The 11262-nt window shown below is 72.9% G+C and carries 9 protein-coding genes; 7 read left to right on the top strand and 2 right to left on the bottom strand.

Translation table 11 applies throughout. The features are described 5' to 3' along the window. Nucleotides 1-6 precede the first annotated feature (6 nt). A complete protein-coding gene (locus Ade02nite_RS00045) occupies nt 7-723 on the bottom strand; it encodes a nicotinamide mononucleotide transporter family protein (protein ID WP_203759216.1) in 717 nt (238 codons plus the stop codon). Nucleotides 724-770: 47 nt separating this feature from the next. Between Ade02nite_RS00045 and Ade02nite_RS00040 the strand changes: the two genes are divergently transcribed. The 5 genes from Ade02nite_RS00040 to Ade02nite_RS00020 all read left to right on the top strand — a co-directional run bounded on the left by Ade02nite_RS00040 (nt 771) and on the right by Ade02nite_RS00020 (nt 9027). Further along, nucleotides 771-1760 carry a magnesium transporter CorA family protein gene (locus tag Ade02nite_RS00040; RefSeq protein WP_239168398.1) on the top strand — a complete coding sequence of 330 codons (990 nt, stop codon included), beginning with the start codon at nt 771-773 and terminating at the stop codon, nt 1758-1760. 30 nt (nt 1761-1790) lie between these two features. Further along, nucleotides 1791-4766, top strand: a complete 2976-nt coding sequence (locus Ade02nite_RS00035) for an FtsX-like permease family protein (protein ID WP_203759212.1) — start codon at nt 1791-1793, stop codon at nt 4764-4766. Further along, nucleotides 4763-7729, top strand: a complete 2967-nt coding sequence (locus Ade02nite_RS00030; RefSeq protein WP_203759210.1) for a hypothetical protein — start codon at nt 4763-4765, stop codon at nt 7727-7729. The genes Ade02nite_RS00035 and Ade02nite_RS00030 overlap by 4 nt, the downstream gene beginning before the upstream one ends. A gap of 43 nt (nt 7730-7772) precedes the next feature. Beyond that, nucleotides 7773-8426, top strand: coding sequence for an ABC transporter ATP-binding protein (locus tag Ade02nite_RS00025; protein ID WP_203759208.1), 654 nt, complete (start codon nt 7773-7775; stop codon nt 8424-8426). A 154-nt stretch (nt 8427-8580) separates the two neighbouring features. Continuing rightward, nucleotides 8581-9027: a hypothetical protein gene (locus Ade02nite_RS00020; protein WP_239168397.1), complete on the top strand. Its 447-nt coding sequence runs from the start codon at nt 8581-8583 to the stop codon at nt 9025-9027. Nucleotides 9028-9114: 87 nt separating this feature from the next. Here Ade02nite_RS00020 and Ade02nite_RS00015 read toward each other — a convergent pair whose 3' ends face one another. After that, nucleotides 9115-9498, bottom strand: coding sequence for a cyclic-phosphate processing receiver domain-containing protein (locus tag Ade02nite_RS00015; protein ID WP_203759201.1), 384 nt, complete (start codon nt 9496-9498; stop codon nt 9115-9117). Nucleotides 9499-9848: 350 nt separating this feature from the next. Between Ade02nite_RS00015 and Ade02nite_RS00010 the strand changes: the two genes are divergently transcribed. Continuing rightward, entirely contained in the window at nt 9849-10652 is an 804-nt protein-coding gene (locus Ade02nite_RS00010; protein WP_203759199.1) for a MerR family transcriptional regulator, read from the top strand. Nucleotides 10653-10663: 11 nt separating this feature from the next. Next, the gene (locus Ade02nite_RS00005) at nt 10664-11020 is read left to right on the top strand and encodes a VOC family protein (protein WP_203759197.1); all 357 of its coding nucleotides are present in this window, start codon (nt 10664-10666) and stop codon (nt 11018-11020) included. Nucleotides 11021-11262: the final 242 nt, after the last annotated feature.

The following is an 11262-nucleotide window of genomic DNA, read 5'->3' as shown; positions in this document are numbered from 1 at the left end:
AAGGGGTCAACCGCTCACCGACGGTACGAGGGTGCCACCGCGGGCCGGCGTCTCCGCGCGCGAGATGCGCAGCCACACGAAGAAGCCCCAGATCACGAACGCCGCGTACACCGCGTACAGCACCGCCGACGGGTAGTACTTGAAGTGCAGCAGCTCCGGCACCCCGACCAGGTCGACGGCGATCCAGCAGAGCCAGAACTCGACCCAGCCGCGCGCCATCGCGTAGGTGGCCAGCATCGAGCCCACGAAGATCCACGAGTCGGCCAGGTAGTACCACCACGGCACCGGGAAGCCCGCGCCGACCGCGCGGAAGACGAAGAAGCACGCGATCACCGCGACGAGCGCGCTTCCCCCGTACAGCAATCTCTGTCGTGGTGTCGCCCAGCGTGGCTGGACCGCCGTGCCGTGCGTGCGCACCCTGTTGCTGTGCCAGCGCCACCAGCCGTAGACGCTGGCGATCAGGAAGAAGACCTGCCGGGCCGCCTGGCCGTAGAGGGGCGTGCCCTGATCGTTGCCGATCGCCTGGCCCATGAAGACCGTGAAGAGCAACACATTGCCGACGATGCCGACCGGCCAGGCCCACGCGCTGCGGCGCAGGCCGAACAGGGCCGAGCCGAGGCCGAACGCGTTGCCGATGATCTCGCGCCAGTAGATCGCCTGGTCGGCGGTCACCTGCCATTTGGCGGTGTAGAAGGTCGTCAGCACATCATCGAGCCAGGTCACGGCTCATGGTAAGTGGATATCCCACCCCGCCGGGGCATAGTGGCAGTGTGACCTCCCCCGCCACCGCGACCCGCCTCTACGAGAACGGCAAGGTCGTCGCCGAGAGCTTCCCCTGCGAGGACGCCCAGGCTCAGCTCGACCGGCACCCCGGCGCGGTGCTCTGGCTCGACCTGTTGCACCCCGAGCCGGCCGACCTGGCCGCGGTCGCCGCCACCTTCAGCCTGCACCCGCTGGCGGTCGAGGACGCCCTCGCCGACCACGAGCGCCCCAAGCTCGACCGCTATCCCAGCCACATCTTCCTGAACGTGTACGGGGTGGACATCGCCGCCGACAGCGCGGCCGGCATCACCAAGACCGAGCTGAGCGTCTTCGTCACCGACCGCGCCCTGATCACCGTGCGGAAGTCGGCGAGCGACACCACCCGCCTCGTCGAGCGGTGGGACGCCAACGCCGACCTGAGCGAGGGCAACGGGGTGGCGTTCCTGCTCTACGGCCTGCTCGACGTGGTCGTCGACGGGCACTACGCGGCCACCCAGCGGCTCGACGCGGCGATGGACAGCGTCGAGGACGCCCTGCTCGAGGAGGGCGGCGCGCCCCGGCCGGTGCGGTTGCACGCGATGGACCTGCGCAAGACCATCGCGGCGCTGCGCCGGGCCATCGCGCCCATGCCCGAGCTGGTCAGCCAGGCGATGCGCGCCGACCTCAAGCTCGTCGGCGAGCACCTGATGCCGTACTACCGCGACGTGGAGGACCACGCCAAGCACACCGTCGACCAGGTGGAGCACCTGCGCGACCGCATCGAGGGGTTGCTCCAGGCCGACCTGGCCGAGCAGGGCAACGTGCTCAACGACGTCACCCGCAAGCTGGCCGCGTGGGCCGCGATCGTGGCCGTGCCGACCGCGGTGACCGGCTACTTCGGGCAGAACCTGCCCTATCCGGGCTACGACCGGTTCTGGGGCTGGATCTTCAGCACCGCGCTCATCGTGCTGATGTCGGGCGGGCTCTACATCTCCCTGAAGCGGCGGGGCTGGCTGTAACCTCCGTGTGATTCACACGGGGGAGACAACATGTTCGCGCTCATCTGGGGCGCGGTGCGGACCCGCACCGCCCAGGTGCTGACCGTCCTGGCGCTGACCACGATCGCCACGGCCGTGGCCGCGGCCGGACCGTGGTTCGGCTACGCGAGCATCACCCGGGCCTCCGCCGCGAACGTCGCGGACGCCCCGGCCGAGCAGCGCATCGTCTCCGTACGCCAGATCGCCGACACCCGGGGCGACCCGCAGGCCGCCCTCGACCAGCTCGCCTCGGCGGTGCGCGGCCGCCTCCCGCTGGCACCGCCCGATCCGATCACCGGCGCCGTGCTGCCGCTCACGGTCAATCTCGGCGGCGAGACGGCGACCATGGCCATCGCCACCCGCGACGACTTCTGCGGCCACGTACGCCTGGCAGGCCGCTGCCCCGACCAGCCCTCGCAGGTCGCCGTCAGCGACGCCTCCGCGCAGCAGCTGGGCCTGGACGCGGGCGACACGCTCGTCATGCGGGCCACCCCGAGCAGCGAGCCGATCACCGTCGAGATCGTCGCCCGCTACACGCTGACCGATCCGTCCGGCGTCTATTGGAGCAATCCGCTCTTCGAGGCCGAGTCGGGTCTCGAGCCCGCGTTCACCCCGCTCGCGACGTTCCAGGCACGCCAGCTCTGGGAGCCCACCCTCTCGTACGACCTGCAGGTGCCCGACACCCTGATCCGCGGGGACGGCGGATACCGGCTCGGCGCGGTGCTGCGCGACGCCGACGCCCGGCTCGCCGTCGACGACCTCAGGCTGGTGAACCTGACCGGCCCGCTGCTCGACACGATCGCCCGCAACCGCGCGGAGATCCGGCTCGGCGTGGCCGTCGCGATGGCCCAGATCCTCGTGCTGGCCTGGTTCGCGATCGGCCTCGCCGGCCGGTACACGGGCCGCGACCGGCGCGGCGACGCCGCCCTGCTCAAGCTGCGCGGCAGCACCCGCGGCGGGATGCTGCGCCTGGCCTGGGGGCAGCACCTGGTGCCGCTGAGCGCGGGCGCCGTGCTGGGCCTGCCGCTCGGCTGGCTGCTGGCCCGGCTCCTGGCCGGCCCGGTCGGCACGGCCGCCGACCGCGAGGCGGCGCTGCTGCTGTCGCTCGCCGCGGCCGGCGCCGTGCTGGCCGGCGGGCTGCTCGTGCTGGCCGCGGTGGAGGGACTGGTGCTGCGCCTGCCCGTGGTGGCGCTGCTGCGCCAGACCGGCGCGGGCCGGGGCGACTGGCGGGCCGGCCTCGCCGACCTGCTGCTGCTCGCGGTCGCGGTGGCCGCCGTCTATCAGGCCCGGTCGAGCGCGCCGGACAGCGGCCTCGCCCTGGTCGCCCCGGCCCTGGTCGCGCTCGCCGTGGCGCTGCTGCTGGCCCGGCTGCTCGGCCGGGTCGCCGACCGCGGCGGCGGGGCGGCCGTGCGCACCGGCCGCCTGCGGCTCGGCCTCACCGCCGTCCAGGTCTCGCGCCAGCCCGGCAGCGACCGGGTCTTCGCCTTGCTCGTGGTGGCGGTCGCGCTCTTCGCCACGACGCTGGGCGCGTGGCGGGCCGACGGCACGGCCCGCGAGGAGCGCAGCGAGTCGTCGCTCGGCGCGGCCCGGGTGCTCGGCGTCGAGACCGCAAACCGCACGTCCCTGCAGCGCGCGGTGCGCCAGGCCGACCCGGGCGGGACCAAGGCGATGGCCGCGGTGGTCGACCCCACGCTGCTGGCGGTCGACACCTCCCGGCTCGCGGCGGTGACCGGCCTGCGCCTGCCGATCCCCGCCGCGACGGCCGACCCGCTGCCGAGGGTCACCGGCGGCCGGGTCACCGCCCGCCTCCGCTACGACGGCGTCGCGCCGTCCGCGCTCGCCCTGGTGCTCCAGAACGACGCCACCGGCGCGCCGGTCACCGTCTCGTTCGGCACGCTGGCCCGCGGCGAGCAGACCCGGTCGGCCCCGGTGCCGGGCTGCACGGCCGAGCCCGGCTGCCGCGTCGTGCGCTGGCAGCTCACCACCCCGCCGGACGCGAACGGCCGCTCCTCGCCGGCGGCTCCCGGATCGGCGGTCACCGTGCGCGGCCTCACCCAGACCGGGCCGGACGCGGTGGTGCTCGACGCCGCCCGCCTCGGCGACATCGCCCACTGGCGTCCCGGCACGGCCGGCGCGGCCCTCGACATCGCCGCGCGCGACGGCGCGCTGCGGCTCGCGGTCGACGACAACAACGCCGAGCTGCCGTCGGTCGGCGTCCAGGTGTACGCGGTGGACACGCCCCTGCCGCTGCCGGTCGTGCTGGCCGGCCCGACGCCGCAACAGTGGCAGCTCGCCGAGCCGAGCATCACCACGCTCGGCGGTTCCCCCGTGCCGGTGCGGGTGGTCGGCACGGTTCCGGTGCTCCCGGTCCTCGGCCGCGCCGGCGTGCTCGCCGACCTGGAGGCCACCCGGCTCATCGCGGCCGACGCCAACCCGGCCGGCCGGTTCCAGGTGTGGCTCGCCCCGGGCGCGGGGGAGGGGACCGTCGACGCGCTGCGCCGGGCCGGCCTCGTGATCAGCAGCGACGACTCGGCCGGCCGCCGCGCGGACCGGCTCGGCGAGCAGGCGCCCGCCGCGGTGGCCCGCTTCGCGCTGCTCGCCGGCGGCGCCGCGCTGCTGCTGGCGGCGGCGACCGTGGCGGTGGCCGGCGCGGTCGACCGGCGCACCCGGCTCGACCAGCTGCGCGCGCTGCGGGTGCAGGGCCTGGCGGACCGGGTCGCGGTCGTCACCGCGTACGCGGGACCGGCGGTCTTGATCGGGGCCGGCCTGGTCACCGGGCTGATCGCGGCGGCCGTCGCCGTGCCGCTGGCCCGCGCCGCCCTGCCCGGCTTCACCGACGGCTGGGACGTGCTGCCGCCGCCGTACCCGCTCGGCGTCGCCTCGCTGGCCCTGGCCGGCCTCCTGGCGCTGGCGGTGCTCGGCCTTACCGCGTGGCTCTCCGTTCTTCCGCTCGTCAGAGGGCTGCGATTCAGGGAGCTGGGCCGGTGATCTCTCTGGTTCTCGCCATGGTCTGGAGCCGCCGCGGCCAGGCCGTCACGCTGGCGCTGCTGTCGCTGTTCGCGGTGGCCGCCGCGGTCGCCGCCCCGGCCTACCTGGTGGCCGCCGACCGGGCCGTCGCCGCCGGGCAGATCGCCACCGCGACCCCCGCCGAGCGCGGCCTGATCGTCGCCGGCACCCAGGACAAGCGGGCCGACTCGGGCGGCCCCGAGTTCGCCAACATCGGCGCCGCGCTGCTGAAGCTCCCCGACTTCCGCTACGTCTACTCGGCCCAGTTCCCCACCATCGGCATGGAGCCGGACAACCGCGAGCCGTCCACTGTCGTGTTCCGCCAGGACGTCTGCGCCCACGTGCGCATCGTCGCCGGCCGCTGCCTGATCGGCGAGGGCGACGTGATCATCGGGGCGCGCACCGCCGAGCGGCTGCGGCTCGCGGCCGGCGACCCGGTCACGCTGACCTTCGCGAAGTTCAACGACGACCCGCGGCAGCCGCTCTACCTGGCCGACGGCCTGCCCAAGCGCCTGGTCGTCGCCGGCGTCTACGAGGTGCCCGACCAGACCGAGGCGTACTGGGGGACGCACGGCTACTTCAGCGGCCTCGACCCGGTCTTCGCCGCGAGCGTCACGCTCGACGCGTTCTTCCCCGGCCCCACCGAGATGGCGATCGACGGCACCGCAGGCCCGGGCGCGCTCACCGTGGACAACCTCGAGAACCTGCGCGCCGGCCTCGCCGAGCTGACCGCCTCGGCCAACCAGCTCGGCCCCGGCATCACCATCACCACCTCGATGCCCGCGCTGCTCGACCGCATCGACGCGGGCCGCTCGGCCGCCCGGCTGCTCGTGCCCGTGCTCGCCGTGCCGCTGGTGCTGCTCGCCTGCTTCAGCATCTTCCTCGCCGTCGGCTACGGCACCCAGGGCCGCCAGCCCGAGCTGGCGGTGGTCGCGCTGCGCGGCAGCCGCTGGTGGACCCGCTGGTGGCTGGCGACCGGCGAGAGCCTGGTCGCGATCCTCGCGGGCGCCGTCGCCGGCTGCCTGACCGGGCAGCTCCTGGTCAACGCCGTGGCCGCGGCCCGCTTCCCCGGCGTCGGCGTCGACCCCGGCTGGGCCTCGCTGCGGTACGCCCCGATCGCCGCCCTCGCGGCCCTCGGCGCCGCGGTCCTGGCGCAACGCCGCCAGCTGCTCAGCCCCGTCGCCACCCTCCTGCGCCGCAACCCGATCACCGCGAACGGCGCGCGTGCCGTCGCCGTCGAGGCCGTCGTCATCCTGCTGGCCGTGCTCGCCGCCGTGCAGCTCGCGGTCTCCGGCGGCGAGCTCGACGGGGTCGGCCTGCTGGCGCCGGCCTTCGTCGTCCTGGCCATCGCCCTGCTCACGGCCCGTGCCCTGCTTCCGCTGGTGACGCGGTACGCCTCGCGCGCGCTCGCCACCGGCCGGATCGGCCCGGCGATGGCCGGCTTCCAGCTGTCCCGCCGCCCCGGCGCGCAACGGCTCTTCGCGCTGCTGGTGGCGACGGTCGCGGTCGCCGGATATGCCACGGCGGCGATCGACGTGGCCGCGCGGGGCCGCACGGTCCAGGCCCATCTCGGCGTCGGCGCCGCCCGGGTGGTCTCCGTGCAGCCGGTCTTCAGGAGCCAGCTTCTGTACGCCGTGCGGCAGATCGACCCGGACCGCAAGTTCGCGATGGCCGCCGCCCGCCTGCCCAGCAACGAGGCCACCGAGCCGCTCGGCATCGCCGTCGACACCACCCGCCTCGCCGCGGTCGCGAACTGGCCCACCGGCGCCACACCCGCGGCCGACGTGGCCCGCGAGCTTCGCCCCGCCGCGGCCGAGCCCATCACGGCCGACGGCCAGGACCTCACGATCGACGCCACCGCGACCGGCGTCGTCCGCGGCCGCGAGCTGCGGCTCAACGTGGCGGTCTCGTCGCTGAAGGGCCTCGGCGACACCGTCGTCCAGCTGGGCGACCTGCACGAGGGCCGCTGGCGCTACCAGCAACGGGTCGGCGTCTGCGCCGAGGGCTGCCGGGTCAACGGCTTCCAGCTCACCATCGGCAGCACCGTCGTCGGCGTGACCGGCAGCCTCGTCGTCCACAGCCTCAACGGGGCCGCCCTGCCCTCCGCCGGTCATTGGCGGATGCCGCAGTACGGCAAGCTGTCCGCGACCCCCGCCGGCCTGCGCATCGACGTCGACGCCACGGGCGGCCTCCCCAAGGGCGCGTGGATCCACCCGGTGGACGCGCCGTACCCCCTGCCGGTCGCGGTGGCCGGCGGCGACCCACCCGGCGACACCACGGCGGGTCTCGACGGCGCCCCCACACCCGTCACCGTGGTGGCCCACCTGCCGTCGGTGCCCCGGCTCGGCTCCCAGGCAACCCTCACCGACCTGGAGTACGCCGACCGCCTGTCGACGGACGCCGCGGTGGCCCTGCGCCCCGAGGTGTGGCTCAACGACAAGGCCCCCGCCGACATCCTCGACCGCCTGACCGCCCAGGGCCTCACCGTCGTCGCCGACGAGAGCTCCGCCCAGATCGCCCGCCAGCTCGACGAGCAGGGCCCCGCCCTGGCCCTGTGGTTCCACGCCCTGGCCGCGGCCCTGGCCCTGCTCCTGGCCGGCGGCGCCCTGGTCCTGGCCGCCGCGGTCGACCGCGGCCGGCGCGTCGAGGACCTGTCTGCGCTGCGCGCCCAGGGCCTGGACGAGGCAACGGTCAGCCGGGCGACGCTGTGGACCTACCCGGCCCTGGTAGCCATCGCGGCGGTCACGGGCGGCATCACGGCCCTGGCGGCCTGGGCGGCCACGGGCTGGGCGCTGCCGCTGGCCGGCCTCGACCCGCCCCCGCTGCCACTGCCGTCGTGGCCCCGCCCGTGGGTGCTCGCCGTGGCCGTGCTCGCGGTCTTCGCGCTGCTGGCGGCCGTCGCCCTGGCCACCGGGCGGGACCTCCGCCGCCGGATCAAACCATGACGGCGCGGATCACCTACTTTGGATCGCGGTGTGAGGAGGAAGCATGACCACGCTCAGCGTCGACGAAGCGGACATCGCCTGGGGCAGCGACGCCCCCGTGCTGCGCGGCGTCTCGGTGGAGGCCCGGCCCGGCGAGATCCTCGCCGTCACCGGCACATCCGGCGCGGGAAAGACCACACTGCTCAGCGCCATGGCCGGCCTGCTGACGCCGGTAACGGGCCGGGTGCTCGTCGACGGCGAGAAGCTGGTCGACCGCGACCACGCGGTCCGCCTCGGCGTCGTGCTCATCCCGCAGGACAACGGCCTGGCCGCCATCCTCACCGCCGCCGAGAACATCTCGGTGGCCGTCGTAGCCACCGGCGGCACCCCCGCCGAGGCCCGCCGCCGCACCGCCGAGGCGCTGGAGCCGCTGGGCCTCTCCGGCCAGGCCAACCAGCTGATCGAGGAACTCTCCGGCGGCCAGCAGCAGCGCACAGCCATCGCCCGTGGCCTCGCCCTGCGCGGCAACGTCCTGCTGGCCGACGAGATCACCAGCGAGCTCGACGCCGCCAACCGCCAGCGAGTCCTCGAACTCCTCAAGGCCGAGGCCGCCAGGGGCGTAGCGGTCGTCTTCGCCACCCACGACCCGGAGGCTGCGGCCGCTTGCACCCGAGAGCTCCACCTGACCGACGGCGAGGCGATCTGGGCGCGGGCCTGACTGTGGCGGCCTCTGACGGTGGGTGGCTTTCGTCAAACCGGCGCACTCGAATGTGCCCCGGTCGTGGCGGCGGCCGCTTTCGAGCTTGTTGACCTTCGGGTCCAAGCTGCCATGAAGCTGCGGGGAGTCAGCGCGCGGATCTGCCGAAGAGCGGATGTTCGCCGAGGGGGAGACGATCAAGAATGTGTCCATGAGCCATCAGCACCACACCTTTCACAACCCTCCGCCGGCCACGCCAGCTGCGGTGCGGATTGCTCTGGACAGCGATGACGTCAGCGGCGCGCTCGATGCCATGGTGGGGTGCGCGTTATACGGCGATGGCGACTGGAGGGAGTCGCAAGATCTTTACTTGAGCCTGCTGGACCACGATGACCGCCAAGTGCAGGCGCTCGCCGCTACTTGCCTTGGGCACTTGGCGAGGGTTTACGGTCAACTCGACGAAAACCGGGTAGTCGCCGCACTTCGGCAGGCGCGTACCAGACCCCACGTCAGGGGAACTGCCGGCAACGCGCTGGAGGATATCGAGGTCTTCTTACATCCTCAGCATGCCCGCTGGCGCGGGCGTTTGTGGCGACTCGCTCGCCCCTGGACTTGGTTCTGACGGGTCTCCCACTCGTCAGTAGGTGCGACGGAAACCGGACACGGGATTTGCCGGGGAGCGGCCTTCTGGTCGGTGCATTACGTCAGGTCATCCAGCGGAGCTGTTTCCATCGAGGTAGCCCACCGCAGGGTCACCCGAAGCGACGCGGACCGGATAGTTCCAACGCCGGAGGACCTGCGCCATCTTCGTGGCGCCCGCGGGATTGGCCGAGTGAATGATGACGACACCGATGTCGAAAGGCCGGCCCTCGAAGGCAGCGCGTTCAAGGACTTCCACGACTGGCCAGATGGTGTCATCGTCGCCCAGATCATGATCGAGCCAGAGTTCATCAAGCCGGTGGCTCCGGTGGCTCCGGTGGCGGTCGAGAAGCTCGACTCCAGCTGAGCTTGTGCGAGCTACCTCGGCTGGACGGCCGTCAACGAACGAGCGGAGATCATCGACGAGGACGATCGCCGACTTGCGGTCAGTCATCGCACGATGATGCCCGGTTCTCTACAACGCCTCGATCGAATATCCGGATCTGCCGCCGTCCGTGGCCGTGGACGAGCGACATCTGCGACGCACGGTGAGCTGTGGCCTGGAGCGGAGTCACGTTCCGCGATCGGTTCGTCAGTCGTTCACTGACTGAGTCGTCCAGGTGCCGGCCGGATCGCCGTTGACCCTCCGGTTTAGGCAGGTCGCGGGTGCGGCGGTCGTCGCGGCGGAACCCGTACGAGGTTCATGACATCGGCGGCCGATAGGCCGACCGGCAGAGCCAAGATTCGGATTTGCGTCCGGCGCGGTGTTGCTCTTCCCGCTACTGGAAGGCCTTGACTGGGGGCATGACACAGGGAGTCGCGATCGGCGAGTTCGCCCGGTTGTGCCACCTCAGCGCGAAGACGTTGCGGTACTACCACGAGATCGACCTGCTCGTGCCGCATGCGGTCGACGAGATGACCGGCCACCGACGGTACGCCACGGGGCAGGTCGGCGACGCGCACCTCATCCGGCGGTTGCGCGAGCTGGACATGCCGCTGGCCGACATCCGTGGCGTGCTCGCCGAACCAGACGCGGACAAGCGGGAGGACGTGCTGGCCCGGCATCTGGACCGGATGGAGGCGGAGCTCGCTCGTACGCATGACGTGGTGGTGTCGCTGCGGCGGCTGCTACGGACCAAGCTGATCATCCCGGTGACCCACCGCGTCGCGCCGGCGTCGGCGGTCCTGGCCCTCGAGGCCACCGTGACCCGGGCCGGAACTGCCGCGTGGTGCGGTCACGCCTTTCCCCGGCTGTACGGGATCCTCGCCGAGCATGGCATCGATCCCGCCGGCCCGGCGGGCGCGACCTATTCGTCGGAGTTCTTCGAACGCGACGAGGGCCGCATCGTGGCGTTCGTGCCGGTACTGCCGGGGTCGGCGCTGCCCAGCGACGACCGGTTCATCGTTCTGGCGCAACGACGATACGCCGTGGCCCTGCACGCGGGACCGTACACCGACTGCGATCTCACGTACGGCCAGCTCGGCAGCCACGTCGCCGAGCACGACACCGCACTCGTTGATCCTGTCGTCGAGATCTATCTGGTCGGACCCGACCACACAGACGACCCCAACCAGTATCGAACCGAGATCTGCTGGCCCATCCAGTGAGGAGCACCGACATGACCGCCCTTGACATAGCCCATGTGACCGTGGACTGCACCCACGCCGCCGACCTGGCCGACTTCTACGCCGCCCTGCTCGACCGTCCGGTCGACGAGGGATCGTCGCCCTACTTCGCCACCGTCGGGCGCTCGGAAGGAGCTCGTCCCGTGCTGATGTTCATCCAGGTACACGACCCGACACCGGGCAAGAACCGGGTCCACCTCGACCTGCACACGCCGGATGTGCCGGCCGGCGTAGCCCGGGCGATCGCTCTCGGGGCGAAGCACGTCGCCGACTTCGACGAGTACGGCGCGGTCTGGACCACGCTGGCCGACCCCGAGGGCAACCTGTTCGACATCGGCCACAGCGCGTAGCTGCTCCGGGCCCTCCGCGCCACAGCGGTCCAGGCCTCCCACGGCCTCGCCTCGGCGGGGTCTACCGGTCTGCCGAGCACCGTCTACGCGGCCGCCCGATCTTGGGTCACCAACGGCAGCTTTCAGGTCGAGGGCTCAGCGAGGTGATCATCCATCCGCGGGACGCCGCGCGCATCCGGATGTCTGCCGCGCTGACGGCGGCCGGGTCCTCCAGTCGTGGTAACCCGACCGGGAGACACCTA

This window comes from Paractinoplanes deccanensis (genome assembly GCF_016862115.1).
In the GTDB taxonomy this organism is placed as follows: Bacteria; Actinomycetota; Actinomycetes; order Mycobacteriales; family Micromonosporaceae; genus Actinoplanes; species Actinoplanes deccanensis.
This window is presented reverse-complemented; position numbering and strand designations above follow the sequence as displayed.